Annotated in this window: 15 protein-coding genes; 8 read left to right on the top strand and 7 right to left on the bottom strand. The window is 43.7% G+C overall.

Annotation, left to right across the window (positions count from 1 at the left end):
- Window positions 1–11 precede the first annotated feature (11 nt).
- Complete coding sequence (gene purB / locus BMW86_RS31665; RefSeq protein WP_089787869.1) at window positions 12–1,349, top strand: adenylosuccinate lyase; 1,338 nt, start codon at window positions 12–14, stop codon at window positions 1,347–1,349.
- A gap of 4 nt (window positions 1,350–1,353) precedes the next feature.
- Here the strand turns inward: purB and BMW86_RS31660 are convergent, their stop codons facing one another.
- Complete coding sequence (locus BMW86_RS31660; protein WP_089787866.1) at window positions 1,354–1,710, bottom strand: YraN family protein; 357 nt, start codon at window positions 1,708–1,710, stop codon at window positions 1,354–1,356.
- A 62-nt stretch (window positions 1,711–1,772) separates the two neighbouring features.
- On the opposite strand from BMW86_RS31660, the gene manA reads away from it, so the two are divergent.
- Together manA and BMW86_RS31650 are read left to right on the top strand one after the other, a co-directional pair.
- A complete protein-coding gene (gene manA / locus BMW86_RS31655) occupies window positions 1,773–2,981 on the top strand; it encodes a mannose-6-phosphate isomerase, class I (protein WP_089787864.1) in 1,209 nt (402 codons plus the stop codon).
- A gap of 26 nt (window positions 2,982–3,007) precedes the next feature.
- A complete protein-coding gene (locus tag BMW86_RS31650; RefSeq protein ID WP_089787863.1) occupies window positions 3,008–3,592 on the top strand; it encodes a DUF6580 family putative transport protein in 585 nt (194 codons plus the stop codon).
- A 224-nt stretch (window positions 3,593–3,816) separates the two neighbouring features.
- On the opposite strand, the gene lepA is transcribed toward BMW86_RS31650, so the two are convergent.
- Window positions 3,817–5,607 carry a translation elongation factor 4 gene (gene lepA / locus BMW86_RS31645; protein ID WP_089787861.1) on the bottom strand — a complete coding sequence of 597 codons (1,791 nt, stop codon included), beginning with the start codon at window positions 5,605–5,607 and terminating at the stop codon, window positions 3,817–3,819.
- A gap of 130 nt (window positions 5,608–5,737) precedes the next feature.
- Between lepA and BMW86_RS31640 the strand changes: the two genes are divergently transcribed.
- Genes BMW86_RS31640 through BMW86_RS31630 form a run of 3 tightly spaced genes read left to right on the top strand, consistent with a single transcriptional unit; the run spans window position 5,738 to window position 7,899 of the window.
- Window positions 5,738–5,998 (top strand): acyl-CoA-binding protein, encoded by a 261-nt coding sequence (locus BMW86_RS31640; RefSeq protein WP_089787859.1) that lies wholly within the window; start codon window positions 5,738–5,740, stop codon window positions 5,996–5,998.
- Window positions 5,999–6,021: 23 nt separating this feature from the next.
- Window positions 6,022–7,254 (top strand): ornithine--oxo-acid transaminase, encoded by a 1,233-nt coding sequence (gene rocD / locus BMW86_RS31635; protein WP_089787857.1) that lies wholly within the window; start codon window positions 6,022–6,024, stop codon window positions 7,252–7,254.
- Window positions 7,255–7,899: a VIT1/CCC1 transporter family protein gene (locus BMW86_RS31630; protein WP_089787856.1), complete on the top strand. Its 645-nt coding sequence runs from the start codon at window positions 7,255–7,257 to the stop codon at window positions 7,897–7,899.
- 91 nt (window positions 7,900–7,990) lie between these two features.
- Here the strand turns inward: BMW86_RS31630 and BMW86_RS31625 are convergent, their stop codons facing one another.
- Together BMW86_RS31625 and BMW86_RS31620 are read right to left on the bottom strand one after the other, a co-directional pair.
- Window positions 7,991–8,377, bottom strand: a complete 387-nt coding sequence (locus BMW86_RS31625; RefSeq protein WP_089787854.1) for a hypothetical protein — start codon at window positions 8,375–8,377, stop codon at window positions 7,991–7,993.
- 7 nt (window positions 8,378–8,384) lie between these two features.
- Window positions 8,385–10,574: a S9 family peptidase gene (locus BMW86_RS31620; protein WP_089787852.1), complete on the bottom strand. Its 2,190-nt coding sequence runs from the start codon at window positions 10,572–10,574 to the stop codon at window positions 8,385–8,387.
- A gap of 250 nt (window positions 10,575–10,824) precedes the next feature.
- Between BMW86_RS31620 and BMW86_RS31615 the strand changes: the two genes are divergently transcribed.
- Window positions 10,825–11,067: a hypothetical protein gene (locus tag BMW86_RS31615; protein ID WP_089787851.1), complete on the top strand. Its 243-nt coding sequence runs from the start codon at window positions 10,825–10,827 to the stop codon at window positions 11,065–11,067.
- Here BMW86_RS31615 and BMW86_RS31610 read toward each other — a convergent pair whose 3' ends face one another.
- From BMW86_RS31610 to BMW86_RS31600, 3 genes are all read right to left on the bottom strand, one after another.
- On the bottom strand, window positions 11,068–11,979 hold the full coding sequence (locus tag BMW86_RS31610; protein ID WP_089787849.1) for a YihY/virulence factor BrkB family protein: 912 nt from the start codon (window positions 11,977–11,979) through the stop codon (window positions 11,068–11,070).
- A 46-nt stretch (window positions 11,980–12,025) separates the two neighbouring features.
- Window positions 12,026–12,439: a hypothetical protein gene (locus BMW86_RS31605; protein WP_089787847.1), complete on the bottom strand. Its 414-nt coding sequence runs from the start codon at window positions 12,437–12,439 to the stop codon at window positions 12,026–12,028.
- Window positions 12,440–12,528: 89 nt separating this feature from the next.
- Entirely contained in the window at window positions 12,529–15,000 is a 2,472-nt protein-coding gene (locus BMW86_RS31600) for an AsmA family protein (RefSeq protein ID WP_089787845.1), read from the bottom strand.
- A 116-nt stretch (window positions 15,001–15,116) separates the two neighbouring features.
- On the opposite strand from BMW86_RS31600, the gene BMW86_RS31595 reads away from it, so the two are divergent.
- Window positions 15,117–16,910, top strand: coding sequence for a glycoside hydrolase family 15 protein (locus BMW86_RS31595; protein WP_089787843.1), 1,794 nt, complete (start codon window positions 15,117–15,119; stop codon window positions 16,908–16,910).
- The last annotated feature ends 27 nt before the right edge of the window (window positions 16,911–16,937 follow it).

Genomic DNA, 16,937 nt, shown 5'->3' with positions numbered 1-16,937 from the left:
AAAATAACATTATGCAATTACAATCTTTAACTGCTATTTCCCCACTGGACGGGCGTTACCGTAAACAACTGGAAGAACTGGCCCCTTATTTTTCAGAATTTGCACTCATCCGTTACCGTGTGCTGGTAGAAGTTGAATACTTCATTGCATTGTCTGAACAGAAGCTGTTCACTTTGCCTAAACCACAGGCAGCGGCGTTGCGCAAGATCTACCAGGAGTTTACTATTGAGAATGCCCAACAGATCAAGGATACTGAGAAGATCACTAATCATGATGTGAAAGCAGTTGAATACTTTGTAAAAGATGAATTGAAGAAACTGGGACTGGAAGACAGGCTGGAATGGGTGCATTTCGGGCTTACTTCCCAGGATATTAATAATACAGCTACGCCTTTGTTCTGGAAAGAAGCGGTGGAGCATGTGTATATGCCGGCTATTTCCAACCTGGTACTGGCGTTGAAGAAGATGGGAAAATCATGGATGAAGGTGCCTATGCTGGCTCGTACACATGGTCAGCCAGCGTCTCCGACTATTTTGGGTAAGGAGATACTGGTATTTGTGGAAAGGCTGGAAGGACAGATACAGTTGTTTGGTGCGATTCCTTTTGCGGCAAAGTTTGGCGGCGCGACCGGCAACTTCAATGCGCATTATGTAGCTTTCCCTAAGACTAACTGGGAGCGTTTTGGCGATAAGTTCGTGAATAATACACTGGGATTACAGCGTATGAAATTCACTACACAGATAGAGCATTATGATAATCTGGCAGCGCAGTTTGATACCCTGAAACGTATCAATACTATCCTGTTGGATTTTTGCCGGGATATCTGGCAGTATATCTCTATGGATTACTTCAAGCAGAAGATTAAGGCCAATGAAGTAGGTTCTTCCGCGATGCCACATAAAGTGAATCCTATTGATTTTGAAAATGCAGAAGGTAATCTTGGACTGGCGAATGCCCTGTTTGAGCACCTGAGCGCTAAATTACCTGTTTCCCGTTTACAGCGTGATCTTACCGATTCTACAGTACTGAGGAATGTGGGTGTGCCTTTTGGGCATACGGTGCTGGCGATGAAGTCTGTACAGAAAGGGATGGATAAGCTGATCCTGAATGAAGCGAAGCTGCATGATGACCTGGAGAATAACTGGGCGGTTGTAGCCGAAGCTATACAGACGGTGTTGCGCAGGGAGAATTATCCGCAGCCTTATGAGGCGTTGAAAGCGCTGACACGTGGCGGAGAGCAGATTACACAGAAGACGATGCATAAGTTTATAGAGGGGTTGAAGATCAGTGCTTCTCTCAAAAAAGAATTAAAGGCGATTACGCCACATAATTATACAGGCATCTGGTAGTATGCTAAAAAGCATCTTCCATATGTAACAACTCATGAGTCCCATCCGGCTGAAATGTGATAGATATTACATCAAAACGGATGGCGGGTGGTGGCTGAAGCATACGATCAATATAGGCTTCAGCTGCCGCCTGTAAATAACGCCTTTTACCGGCATTCACTTTTTGTTCGGGCCAACCGTACAGATTATTTGACAGGGTCTTGACTTCAATAAATACCAGGCAGCCCGGCTGACTGGCAATAATATCAATCTCCCGGCGGCCATGCCGCCAGTTGGTATGCAATAAATGGTAATGCTGCTGCAAAAGATATTCCTGTGCCAGGAGTTCTCCTTTTTTACCTAAATCGAGGTGGGATGCCATTTAAATTTGACTAATTTTGAGCCGCTGTGGTTAACAATCATTGAAATTACAAACAATATTATATGAGTGAGAAGAAATTATTCAGACTGGAAGGTAAGGTTCAACACTATGCCTGGGGCGGCATGTACTATATTAATTCCCTGCTGGGGCGTCCTGAAAGCAGAGAACCCAGCGCTGAATACTGGATGGGGGCACACCAGAGCGCTCCCTCTGTAGTAAATGGCTCAACGCTGGATAAACTCGTGAAAGCTAATCCTGAAGAAGTACTGGGCGCTAAAGTATGGGAACGGTTTGGCGGACTGCCGTACCTGTTGAAAATACTGGATGTAAATGATATGTTATCTATACAGGTACATCCTACCAAAGTGGAGGCAGAGAAGGGTTTTGCACGTGAGAATGCAGAAGGTATTGCACTGAATGCTTCTAACCGTAACTATAAAGATGATAATCATAAACCGGAGATCATGGTGGCACTCAGCGAGTTCTGGCTGTTGCATGGTTTTTTACCGGAAGACAAACTGAAACACGTTTTACAGACTGTCCCAGAATTTTCTTTCCTGTTACCGGTGTTTGAGAAAGAGGGATATTATGGCCTGTATAAGGTGGTAATGGAAATGCCACAGGAAGAAGTGAACAAAGTGTTACGTCCTTTGGCAGAAAGAGCATTCCCTGCTTATGAGGCTGATAAACTGTCAAAGTCAGATCCGGCATTCTGGACAGGTAGAGTGATTGAAAACGATCCTAAAGGATTGGATAATCTGGATAGAGGTATCTTCTCTATCTACTTCTTTAATATCATGGAAGTACATCCTGGTGATGCGGTATTCCAGGATGCGGGTATTCCTCACGCTTACCTGGAAGGACAGAATGTAGAGCTGATGGCTAATTCTGATAATGTTTTACGTGGTGGTTTAACGCCTAAACATATTGATGTTCCTGAGTTGCTGAAACACACGCGTTTCGAAGCGGTACATCCTAAGATCCTTCAGGGTGATACAGTGAAAGGTGGATTGGAAATTATCTATAACTCTCCTGCTCCTGATTTTGTGGTAAGTAAGATAACTTTGAAGGCCGGACAGAAGTATGAGCATACCAGTGAAGCTACTGAGATTATGCTGGTACTGGAAGGTGATGCAGTGATTACAGGAGAAGATGGTGAAGCTATTGACCTGAAGAAAGGACAATCAGTTGTTACCTATTATAACGCCGGGTATCATATTCAGAGTCAGGCAGGTACCATTATTTATAAGGCAAGTGTACCTGTGAAATAAGTATCTTTGTTCAAATAATCAACACCATGAAGAAGGATTCCATACAGGAAAAGCTGGTTATCGCCTCGTTAATATTCCTGGCAATTATCTGCCGGCTTGCTACCAACAAGCTGGAATTGTGGAACTTTAACGCTATAGGAGCCAGTGCATTATTTGGCGGGATTGTTATCAGAAATAAACGTCTTGCTTATATACTGCCTTTAGCAACGCTCTTCATTACAGACGTTTTCTTTCAGCTGTTCACCAATATTCAGGGATTTTATGGTAACCAGATGATCTTTGTTTATGGCGCGTTCCTGCTCATTACCTGGATTGGTACTAATATCAAAAAGGCAAATACGGTGAATCTGGTACTGGCTGCTATTGGTACCGGGGTATTGTTCTTCCTTATTTCCAATCTGGGAGTATGGATACTTTCACCGTTGTATCCTCATACGGCGCAGGGATTTATAGCCTGTTATGCGGCAGCTATTCCTTTTTACAGAAATGATCTGTTTGGAAGTTTTGCCCTGAATACTGTTTTAGGTAATGTGTTTTTTACAGGAGTTTTGTTTGGAGCATGGGCTTTGATCAAACAAACTGCTCTTCAGCCAAATAAACAACTGGCTTAGTATAAGTCATTGATAAATAATTAATAAGAAGCCAGCTTGAAGTTATACTTTAAGCTGGCTTCTTTGTGTTAAACCGGCAAAGATTGATCAATTTGTGATGGTGCTTCGCACCATCACAAATTGATTGAAGGGATTTTGCAGGGCTTCGCCTTGCACCCCAAAATAAAAAGGGAGCGCTTATAACAAGCGCTCCCTTTTACTTTATCCCAATTTGATGTAAGACGTTAATCATCCAGTTTCAGTACTGCCAGGAATGCTTCCTGTGGTACTTCCACATTACCTATCTGACGCATACGTTTTTTACCTTCTTTCTGTTTTTCCAGTAATTTACGTTTACGGGAGATATCACCACCATAACACTTGGCCGTCACATCTTTACGCATTGCGCTGATGTTTTCACGGGCAAGGATTTTAGCACCTACTGCTGCCTGTATGGCAATCAGGAACTGCTGGCGTGGTAACAGCTCTTTCAGCTTTTCGCAGAGCTTACGGCCAAATTCAGCCGCACGACCGCGGTGAATCAAAGCACTCAAAGCATCCACTTTCTCCTGATTCAGGAGTATATCCATTTTTACGATGTCACTGTCGCGGTAACCGATAGGCGCATAGTCGAACGATGCGTAACCACGGGTCTGGCTTTTCAGCTTATCATAGAAATCAAATACTATCTCAGTTAATGGTATTTCAAAGATCAGCTCTACACGGGAAGGTGTGAGATAGCTCTGATTGAGGAGATTTCCTCTTTTACCTAAACAGAGGGTCATGATATTACCAATGTAATCTGGTTTGGTAATGATCTGCGCCCTGATGAAAGGTTCTTCGATACGTTCCAGGTTAGTAGGCTCCGGCATTTCTGACGGGTTGTTCACTATAATAGTCTCCTTACGGGTGGTATGTGCAATGAAGCTAACGTTTGGAACGGTAGTGATTACTGTCTGGTTAAACTCTCTTTCCAGGCGTTCCTGTACAATTTCCATGTGCAGCATGCCCAGGAATCCGCAACGGAACCCGAAACCGAGTGCCTGGGATGTTTCCAGTTCAAAAGTAAGGGAAGCATCGTTCAGCTGGAGTTTCTCCATACAGTCGCGCAGCTCTTCGAACTGATCTGTATCTACCGGGTAGATACCGGCGAATACCATTGGTTTCACCTCTTCAAAACCATTAATGGCATCAATGCTGGCATTGTTGGCGAGGGTGATGGTATCACCCACTTTCACTTCTTTGGCATTTTTGATACCGGTAATGATATAACCTACATCACCTGCTTTTACTTCTTTTTGTGGCATGAGGCCCATTTTCAGGGTTCCCACCTCATCAGCAAAGTAATCCTGTCCTGTATTGATAAAACGGATCTTATCTCCTTTTTTGATAACCCCGTTAAAAATGCGGTAATAAGCAATAATCCCACGGAAGGAATTGAATACGCTGTCGAAAATCAGCGCCTGTAGCGGTGCTTCGTAATCTCCTTTAGGAGCAGGAATACGTTCTATGATGGCTTCGAGGATAGCTTCGATACCGATACCCGTTTTACCAGATGCCAGCAGGATATCTTCCACTTTACAGCCTATCAGTTCTATGATCTGGTCCTGCACTTCAGGGATCATAGCACCATCCATATCTATTTTATTGATAACCGGGATGATTTCCAGGTCGTTTTCCAGTGCCAGGTACAGGTTGGAGATTGTCTGGGCCTGAATACCCTGAGCAGCATCTACCAGCAGCAAGGCTCCTTCACAGGCAGCCAGGGCGCGGGATACTTCGTATGAAAAGTCTACGTGGCCGGGAGTATCGATCAGGTTAAATACATATTGCTCACCTTTCACGATATAGCTCATCTGAATGGCATGACTTTTAATCGTAATACCTTTTTCACGTTCCAGGTCCATGTCATCCAGCACCTGAGCCTGCATATCTCTGTCGGATATAGTCTTTGTATGCTCTAACAGCCTGTCAGCCAATGTACTTTTACCATGGTCAATGTGCGCAATGATGCAAAAATTCCGGATATTCTTCATATATGCTTTTAAAACCAGGCGTTTAAGCGCCTTACGTCAGGGCGCAAAGGTATTCAAATTTTTGCTATTCCGGTACACGTGAACTTAGGGTATTTAGGAGTATTTCCCCTACATTAGTATAAAAAATATCATGGATCTCCGGCAAGAATTTGAAGCCGCTGCAACGGCCAGTAAAACCCTCCCCTCAAAACCCGATAACGAAACCCTGCTCCAACTGTATTCTCTCTACAAACAAGGCAATGAAGGTGATGTAAACGGAGAAGCTCCTTCCAATCCTTTCGACTTTGTAGCCAAAGCAAAGTACAATGCCTGGGAAGAACTGAAAGGGAAATCCAAAGAGGCAGCTATGCAGGAATATATTCAGCTGGTGAATAAATTACAGGGTAAATAACATATTGACTAACTTTGGGGAGTATGTTACACACATTTAAGATCAGTGAGAAAACGCAGCACTACCTTGACCTCGAAGAGCAATATGGTGCGCATAATTATCATCCGCTGCCAGTAGTACTGGACCGTGGAGAAGGTGTATTTCTGTATGATGTGGATGGGAAACGTTATTACGATTTCCTTTCCGGTTATTCTGCTGTAAACCAGGGGCATTGCCATCCGGCCATTATTAAAGCACTCGTGGAACAGGCACAGAAACTGACGCTGACCTCCCGGGCTTTTCATAATGACCTGCTGGGAGAATATGCTGCATTCATTACTACTTATTTCGGTTATGATAAGGTATTGCCCATGAATACCGGTGTGGAAGCGGTGGAAACAGCATTGAAACTCTGTCGCCGCTGGGGATATGTGGTAAAGGGGATTCCTGAGAATAAGGCCAAAATCGTTGTATGCGCCAATAACTTCCACGGCCGCACGCTGAACGTAATATCTTTTAGTACTGATCCTTCTTCCCGTACGGACTTTGGGCCGTTCATGCCGGGATATGAAGTGATTCCCTATAATGACCTGCTGGCGCTGGAAAAAGCGTTACAGGATAAAAATGTAGCAGGATTCCTGGTAGAACCTATACAGGGGGAAGCCGGTGTGGTAGTACCTGATGATGGATACCTGCAGAAGGCCCGTCAGTATTGTGAAGATGCACAGGTGTTGTTTATTGCTGATGAAATTCAGACAGGGCTGGCCCGTACGGGTAAGATGCTGTGTTGCGATCATGAAAATGTGCGTCCTGATATACTGATACTGGGTAAGGCCCTTTCCGGAGGTGTGTTACCGGTGGCTGCCGTACTGGCGAATGATGAGATTATGCTCACCATCAAACCGGGAGAACATGGCAGTACCTATGGTGGTAATCCACTGGCCTGTAAAGTGGCTATTGCTGCACTGACAGTGCTGAAGGAAGAAAAGATGACAGAAAACGCGGAAGCCATGGGGATTTTACTGCGGGAAGAACTGGCTAAGTTATCCTCTCCTTTTATTAAAACCATCAGGGGCCGGGGATTATTAAATGCGATCGTTATTCAGCATAATAACCCGGAAGCTGCCTGGGACCTTTGCCTTGAATTAAAAGATAATGGTCTATTGGCCAAACCTACTCATGGTGATAAAATAAGATTTGCACCACCGCTGATTATCACTGCGGCCCAGGTGAAAGAGTGTGTGGAGATCATTGCCAACAGTCTTGAAATATTATAGATGTCCAAGGAATTCAAAGCTATCCGGAGCAGTGGATGGATCACCGATTTTCTGATAGGATTTCCGGAAGGTCTGTTGCTGTTGTTTTTTACTACTTTCCTTTCTCATGCCCTCAACATCACCGTACAAAAGTTTTATACGGTGAATGCCTGTATATGGCTGATAGGCAGTGTGGTGGTGGTAGTTACCGCTTACCTGGCTAATAAAGGGGATTCCCAGCATGATGAAAGTACCTTGTCTCCTGAAGAAAGAAAGAAACTGGAAAACCTGGATATCAGTGAGAATGTGATTGCGGATATTGCAGAAGAAATGGCTAAAGATGCGAGTGACTGGGAGCATACGTTACAGGAAGAGAATGTGCAGGTGAGCAATTACCATTTAGGCAGGGCCTTGTTGAATGCATTGATTACAGGGGTGTTCTTTTTACTGGGTGGGTTGTTACCTTTCTGGCCTTATTTATCTAATGAGAATTTTCCTGAGGCAAGTCATAAGAGTGTGTTGCTAGCTTTTGGGGTGATGGTGCTGTTTAGTTTTGTAAAGTCTAAAATGACGAATCAGGCGGCGATACCTTTGATATTAAGGAATATAGCTTATACAGCGGCTGTTTGGTCAGGCGCTTTTATTTTACAGATGATATTCAGATAATATTTTTTTGAGATGGGGCTTCGCCCATCTCAAAAAAATTGAAGGAGTTTTGCAGGGCTTCGCCCTGCACCCGAAAATTAAACCCCGAAAATTAGTCTTTCTTTTCTCCGTTGTTGAATAATACGCAGATGAAAGCTGCTATTGCAGCTATTAAAGATAAGTACAATCCCATCCCCCTGTCCGGGCACTCTCCCATCTCGCAACGGCTAAATAATAAGAAATTACGGAAGGCCCATACCGCCATAAAAGCAGCAGTGAAAAGGGTGAACCTTGGCGCCACTTTACCCGGTACCAGGAATAAGATACCTGTTAATACTGCCATTATAATATTCAGTTTACCGGGTTCTCCGAAACGGGAACCGGCTGTATTGAGCCCTGTAAACATAATATGTTTGCTTTCTACCGTTAACCAGGGAAGAAAAGCACTGATAATAACTATCACTACGGATATTAATCCGAAAATCCTTGCTTTTGACATAGCTGTTTTATCTGGCTCCCGGAGGGCAATGTTCTTTTAAATAAGTAGTGTACAAAGTAGACAGATGTCTGAAAGTACCTTCTCCTTCACTGATACTGTGCGTACGGTTAGGGTAAGACATGAACTGGAACTGCTTGTTATAGCGCACCAGCTCATTCACCAGCATTTCTGCATTCTGATAATGTACGTTATCATCACCGGAGCCATGAATGTACAGGAGATTCCCCTGTAAGTTCTTTGCATAAGTGATGGGAGATCCTGCTACAAAATCTTCCCTGTTTTCCTGAGGTAATCCCATATAACGTTCCTGGTAGATGTTATCGTAAGTAAGCTGGTTGCCTACTGCCGCAACAGCAATACCTGTTTTATAGATAGCAGGATACTGGAACATCAGGTTCAGCGTCATGGAACCACCACCGCTCCAGCCCCATACAGCTACGCGGGAAGTATCTATGTATTTATGGCGGTTAAACAACGCCTGTGCACCCTGTGCCTGATCACGGGCATTGATGATGCCTACTTTACGATAGATACATTTACGCCACTCACGACCTTTAGGAGCGGGTGTGCCGCGGTTATCCATCGTCACATAGATGTATCCGTCCTCTGCCATGTTACCATCGTAGAGGAAGTTGCGGCCTGCTCCATATTGATCTGTTGCAGTAGTAGCGGCAGGTTCGCCGTATACATAAAATACAATAGGGTATTTTTTAGTAGAATCGAAGTTGTTGGGTTTAGCCATCCAGCCATCCATAGTTACTCCGTCTGCAGTAGTAACCTGGAAGAATTCCTGGTGTGGTGCATAACGGGCGGATAACAGGTTCCTGAAAATAGGATTGCCTTCTCCGCTGTTATGCGTTGGCAGATATACTATTTCGCTTTGTGGCGGGAAGAAGTGATTGGAGAATTTATGCAGTGCATACTGTGCATCCGGAGAAATTTCGTATTCATGCGTACCTTCTTCTGTTATAGGAGAAACACGTACCGGTGCACTTTTACCATCCAGGGTTACTTTGTACAGGAACTGCTGGGTGGCATTATCCGGAGATGCCAGGATATATGCCTGGTTATTTGTTTCGTCTATGCTAAGGATGTTGATCACATCATATTTACCCGGAGTGAGCAGCGTTTCTTTACCGTTCATATCGATGCGGTAGAGGTGACGCCATCCATCTTTTTCACTTACCCATACAAAAGAGGTAGCGTCTTTACTCCAGTCCCAACCGGTGATATCACGTTCATTCCAGCGGGACTTTACATCCAGCCAGGCAGGATCACTTTCGGTATAGAGCTTCTTTGCTTTTCCGGTGACTGCGTTACATATATATAAGATGCTCTCGTTCTGTTTACGGTTTAACTGCTGAATGATCAGGTCATTTTTACCGGGTTGCCATTCCATACGGGGAATGTAATGCTGCTGCGCATCGCCAGGCACCTGTAACCAGGTGGTTTTAGCGGTAGCAAGGTCTACGACACCAATACGGCAGGCAGAAGGACTTTCACCTGCTTTGGGATATTCTACCGGTACGGTAAAGGAGTAGATAGAATCTGTATTATCTATCATCAGAAAATCCCTGATCTTATTGGCATCAATCTGCCAGTAAGCAATGGATTTACTATCCGGGCTCCAGCGGAAACCATCCCGGCAACTGAACTCTTCTTCATAGGCCCAGTCGAAGGTACCATTGATCAGATGAGTGGTGCCATCCTGAGTTAAAGCCTTTCTTTTATGGGTAGCGAGATCTTCCACATAAATATTATGTCCGCTTACATAAGCAGCCTGTAAGCCATCCGGAGATAGTTTAGCGAACATCAGTGAAGAAGCTGGCAAGCCTTTCCCCAGCTGTTTCAGGGTATTGGTGGCCAGGTCAAGGAGCCAGTAATCGCCACGGGTTTCGTAGCGCCAAACCTTCTTTGAATTCGTATAGATCAGTAGTTTCTTTTCATCAGCAGAAAAAGCAAAATCTCTTATGTCCAATGGACTTCCACCCGCAGGAGTTAACTGGGCAGCAGTGATTTTATCAGTCTTTTTACTGTCTTTTAACTGGTAAGCTACGATGGCAGCCCCATTTTGCATATACATAGACTGTCCATCACGGCTCCACTTAATGGATTCGCCTGGTTGAGCCTGTGCATATCCTGCCAGCAAACAAAGAATAAGGGAAATAAATCCCCTCAAATAACGAAGTGATCCCATTTGATGAATTTGAAGCGGCAATATAAATCTTTTTGATAAGCCATGGGCAAGCTTAATCTGTGGAAAACCTATTGTGGAAAAGTTTTATACGAGTGAATAACAACAAGTTATTAATATAATTTATATATTTATACCGGCAAACGAATTAGCACAGTAATTGTACATAGATCTGTGTGAAGAGCCGGGACATATACATAGCCATATTTGATCAATTCAGTTAATTATTAATATCCTTTGAAAATCGTTTAACATGATTCAAGTAACGTATTCCTACAAGAACCGAGAATTTTTTCAGCTGGAAGACTCCTTTATGAATCAGCTTGCACAGATGGGTGTAAGGCAGATGCATGCATTACTGGAGCCTTTATCCGACTCTTTATTAAATGAAAACGGGAAGATCAGAATCAACCTGGATCAGCATCCTAAGATTGAACTGGAAGGATTCAGCAGCCAGATTAAGAATGAAATTGAGAGTATTATGCGTGGGGAATAATCAGGTGGTTATTTCAACATCAGCTAGTTCGTAAAAGGTAGCTTTCCGTAACGGTTGCATTGGCCGGTTCTTGTATTCGCTCCACGTTTTTGTAAAAGCAGCCCCGTAGTAAAAGATAATAGCGCTGTAAAAGATGAAGAGCATTAACAGTACGGCCGAGGCAGAAGCCCCGTAAAGCAATCCAAGGTTGCCCCCAGATAACAACCTTCTCAAGAGTAATTTCCCTATATTAAATAACACACCGGTTAAAAGTGCGCCTGCAAACGCCACTTTCCAGTCGGGCCTTGCATCTGGTAAATAACGGAACAATACCGTGAACCAGGCAGTAACAATGATGAGTGATACCAGTTGGGTAAACACACCATTGAATACAAAGGTTACACCTGGATAGAGGTCCTGCATATAGGTGCCTAAGAACGCGTGTGCGCTTTCTGCCATCAATCCGGCCAGGAACAGGATACCTGCTGCCCCTATCACTATTAGTGAGCGGAGTCTGCCCATGATGGATTGCAGGAAGTTTTCCTTTGCGGTAATGCGGATCATCCAGAGTTGGTTGAGGGAACTTTTTATGACCTTAAGTAAGGTAGTGGAAACGAATAAGAGGAATAAAAACAACATAATGGCTACCGGCCAGGTCTGGGCTAATCCCCTGAACCCCCTGAGGGTAATGATTACCTGGTGCGCACTCTCCTTCCCTACTATATCTCCCAGGCGCAGGAAGAGTTGTTTACCGATACTTCTGCGATCGAACAGTAATCCCATCACCTGGATGAGGATCAGTAATATGCAGGGTAATGCGAAACTGGCAAAAAAAGCGGTAGCTCCTGCCAAACGCAGGGGATCATTGATCTGCAGCAATTGAAAGGCTGCCTTTAATGTTTGTACGATTCCTTTCAGATATGCTTTGGACATATAATTCTACATGGTCGTCTTTATAACAATAAAAAACCATGCCTTGTTATTTCGATAATGTGAAAAAGTCCTGTTTCACCTGAATCTTATCTGGTATGGTGGTATTATCGAAGATCAATGTATTAAAAAGGAAAGCTGAATCTGAAAAAGAGGTGATTTCACAAAGTGTGGAATCCAGGTTGAAATACGATTGGGTGATAGGTTCATATGTCATGGAATCCAGACTGGAGTTGATGTACATCAGCGCATATTTAGACTGGAAATTAATCCAGGCAGCACCCGCACCATAATCCGTTACTTCATTCTTTGTATAAATAGTATCTCCGTTTTCCAGTGTATATTCTTTGCTGATGGATTGAGATATATTCCATTTGCCTGTATAGTTGTACTGTTGCCCAGTGTTATTATCTTTCTTACAGGAAATGAAAATCAGCAGAGATAAAGCCAGTATCTTCCTCATGTATATTATTCGTTGAAAGGCTGCAAAATTAGATATTTTCTGTCAAATGATTGATAAACAATCATTAAAACGCCTTTCTTCTGAAAATGTTACTTTTCCTCTTTATCTTTTTCTGCTGCCGGATTGCCCTTCCCTCCCAGCTTGATTTTCACTTTTCCATTACTATCATCAGTAGCATGCAGGTGTAATATAATTCCCCTGCGACTGCGTTTTTTCCTTTCTTCTGCGTCTGTAATGCCTTCATCTTTGCTGGGATTGCGGAGAGGAACATCTACATATAAATCTGTGCCTGTGGGCATTCCATATACCCCGCTCACATTCATATATAGTGCACTTGAATTGATCTGCATGGCAGGGATCAGGATTTTATTCCCCTGCAATGTGAGTGTGTTTTTAAGATTGTCGAATGTGATATTCCCCAGGTTACGCTTGCGGAACACGACATCTCCTATGTCTTCAATGGGCTTAAAATGAATCAGGGCTGCCTGGCGGAGATCGAAGCTGATCATACCATACATCGATTGTGGCGCCATTTGCCCGTTGTCTTTTACATTGCCGCTGAGATTTACTTTAGCAGAGAAAATACCCTGCAGGTTTTTAGAACTCAGGGACTTCATCCCAAAATTATCAAATGCATAAAACAACTGGTCTATATGTACATTACTGATATCAGTATTGATTTTAAAACGGTTATTGGTACCATCCTGATTTACATTACCTGTTAGCTGAATACTGCCACCAGCATGCGATAAAGCGATTTTCCGCAACAGGATCTCTGTCTGTGAAAGTGCCATATCAGCAGTTACTTTCTGGGCAATGAAATGACCATAAGTGAGTTTATCTACCAGGACTTTTAAATTCACGTTACAGGAATTGAGCATTACGTTCAACTGACTGGCTACACGGCTGACTTTCCTCCTGTTGGCAGCTTTAGAGACAGCTACACCCGATTTACGTTTGCCCAGGAAAGAACGGAATTCATCCAGACTGATAGAAGGGCTGCGCACATTCCAGTCGAGTTGCAGCTTTTCAGGTGCGGTGAAATACAGGTTAGTGATATTACGTACACTTCCATCCATCAGCAGGCTGCTGTTCTGCGTCTGAATACTGACATCTTTCAGGTAAAGGTCCTGCCCGGTGAAATCCAGTGTGGCATTACAGTTTTTGAATTGCAGATTACGTGGTGTGTATTCCAGTACTCCTTGTTTCACCTGTACAGTTCCTTTCAGATAAGGAGTGATGGTATCGCCGGTGGTGATCCCTCCTTTATAGTACAGGGCTGCCTTAGCGGTGCCGGATGTGAAGCTGAATACCCCATCTCCATTACTTGCATTATTGAGATCCGTTAACGGGAATTCAGACCTGAAATAACCGGTAAGGGCCGGGTGCCGCAGGTTGGTGATATGTACGGTATCAGCCATTACGGGAATGCCATAACAGCGGGCTTTGAGGCTGTATAAACTGATGGTTGAATTATCATCAGTACGTGGTTGTCCTTTCACCCATTCATTGGTAAATCCTCCACCGAAACTACATTCATCCAGTTCCATGCCTTTGGTGATAGCGATGTTATCCTTTGTTTTCCATGTTACATTTACCAGAGGTAAATCGTGCGGGACCATATGACCCGTTAATGCAAACTCTGCGTCCAGTGGTTTTTGCAGTTGAATGCTATCCAGTCTTTCTGATATTTTAGGTGTGAGCCAGGAAGCTGCCTGACTGAGCAATACCTGCTCTGCTACAATGTGTACGTTAAACTGGCGGGAGCTATCGCCAAAAGAGAAATTTGCTCCTGCTGAGATAGGTTGTCCATCTATCTCCAATCCCTGCTGAGGAATAAAAAGTATTTTCTTTTTCCTGTTGAACTCAACATCCAGTGATGTTTCCACGCGTTTATCTTTAATAAAACTTCCGCGGGCCGTATTGAATGAAAGGCTTTTTACCAGCACAGATGTACTCATAGAGAAAACCCAGCCGGTATCATTATTCTTTAGTGTGCCTTTCAGTTTATCAATATCAAAATCAAACAGTTTCTCCTTTTCCTGATTATCCATCACAAAACGCATGTCTACGAGTTGCAGTCCGGTGATATCCGGGCCCATACTACGGCCTGCTGCCGTAGCACTGTCCCCCTGTGCTTTACGTTTTAACACACTGGTGTTTGTATAACCGGTACTGTCTGTATACAGATAAATAGTCCCTTTTTCGAGGCTCACCTGTTTTATGTCCAGTTTCTTATGTAGCAGTGCAAGAGTATTAACTTTTACGAAAACGCGGGAGACTTCCAGCAGGTTATGATGATGCTGTGCCCACAGGCTATCTTTCACAGACAGGTCTTCCAAGGAAACAGAGATATCCGGAAAACTCCGTACCAGTGAGGGTTCCATATCTCCTATTACCAGTTGACCACCATGCAGGCGATCGTTGAGAATATCGCTGATCTGATGTAAAAGTTCTGTTTTATGCTGTCGTATATACCACGCCAATCCCAGCCAAAGGATTACCAGCACTCCCAGGAGGCTACCAAAAACAATGAAGGCTATACGAATCCATTTCCGCATACATGGAATTTACGAAAAAAGATTTATAAGATGTTAAAATAAGGTAGTTGGAATGGCTTTTGCGTAAAGATTGAACAATTGAAGCGGACAAATGTATTAAACGGAACTACTCAGTTATGGAAAGACATACTTATCAGACGGGTCTCATTGGGAATTGTGCCTACCTGGCGCATGTTAATAAGAATACGAATATAGACTGGCTTTGCTGGCCACGCATGGATAGCAGCTTTGTTTTCGGTGGTATGCTGGATAAGAAAAAGGGTGGGGAATTTTCCATACTGCCTCCGGATACATACACATCCAAACAGTATTACCTGGAGAATACGAATGTACTGTGTACTGAAATTACCAGTGTTACCGGTAAATACCGGATCATTGATTATGCACCGCGCTTTTATCAGTACGAGCGCTACTTTAAGCCTCTGATGCTGATCCGTAAAATAGAAATGCTGGAAGGGACTCCCCGTGTAAGAGTAAAGTGTGAACCGGTATGTGATTATGGTGGCCGTAAGCTGCGGGCACAACGGGGCAGCAACCATATAGAATTTCTGGGATGTGAGGAGAATATCCGTCTTACTACCAATATCCCGATGAGTTATCTTTTTGAAGAGGAATACTTTGTACTCAATGAAGATAAGTACCTGCTGTTAAGTTATGGTAATCCACTGGAAGCACCATTAAACAGCACGGCAGAAGCCTTCCTTCGGGAAACTACCCAGTACTGGCGTACCTGGATCAAACACTCTAATATCGCTAACTTTTACCAGCCTGCCGTGATCCGTTCTGCGCTGGCGCTTAAGATCCATCAGTATGAAGATACCGGTGCCATTATAGCGGCCAGCACTACTAGTCTGCCGGAGTCTCCCGGCAGTGGCCGTAACTGGGATTACCGTTATTGCTGGTTGCGGGATACTTACTATGTAATTACGGCGCTGAATCATATTGGTCATTTTGAAGAAATGGAGAAGTATTTCAGCTATGTAGCGGATATTTCTTTTTCGGGAGATAACAGGTATCAGCCTTTGTATGGCATAACGGGCAAAAAGACCCTCACAGAGCAGATTTTACCCCATCTGGATGGGTATATGGGTAACCAGCCTGTAAGGGTCGGAAATCAGGCTTATGAGCATATTCAAAACGACATTTACGGGCAGGTGTTAATTTCCATGCTGCCTTTGTATACAGATCATCGTTTTGTATTTTCTGAAAGGAAGGATTCTACCTGGTGGATAGAATATCTTTTAAATAAGATTGAGAATACAATTGATGAAAAAGATGCGGGCATATGGGAGTTTCGCAACTTTGCCAATATCCATTGTTACAGTAACCTGTTCCAGTGGGCCGGTTGTTCTGCTGCAGAAAAAATGGCCCATACTATTGGCAATAAAGAACTGGAAGAAAGGGCTGTTTCTTTGAAGAACAGGGCAGCTGCGCATATAGAAAGCTGTTATGATCCGGTACGTAAAGTGTATACCAATGCAGCTGGCAGTCAGCATCTGGATGCCAGTACATTACAGCTGATCATGATGAATTACCTGGACCCTGCTTCTGAAAAAGCAAAGGATCATCTGATTGCGCTGGAGCAGGAACTGAAAACACCGAATGGATTGTTTTACAGGTACCTGCATTCTGATGATTTCGGGAAGCCTAAAACAACTTTCCTCGTATGTGCGTTCTGGTATGTGGAAGCATTGGCTTGTGTGGGGCGTATAGATGATGCGGTGAAAGAGTTTGAGAACCTGATGAAGTATTCCAATCACCTGTTATTATTCAGTGAAGATGTGGATGAGGAAAATGGTAGTCAGTGGGGCAACTTCCCGCAGGCATATAGTCATGTTGGACTGATGAATGCGGCTTACAGGATTGCGATGAAATTAGATGTACCGATATTTATGTTGAATAAGAAATGATTTTTTTGAGATGGTGCTAAGCACCAT

Origin of the sequence: Chitinophaga sp. YR573 (assembly GCF_900110995.1) — a bacterium.
GTDB lineage: Bacteria > Bacteroidota > Bacteroidia > Chitinophagales > Chitinophagaceae > Chitinophaga.
The sequence above is the reverse complement of the archived record's forward strand: the minus strand, read 5'-3'. Positions and strand labels throughout refer to the sequence as shown.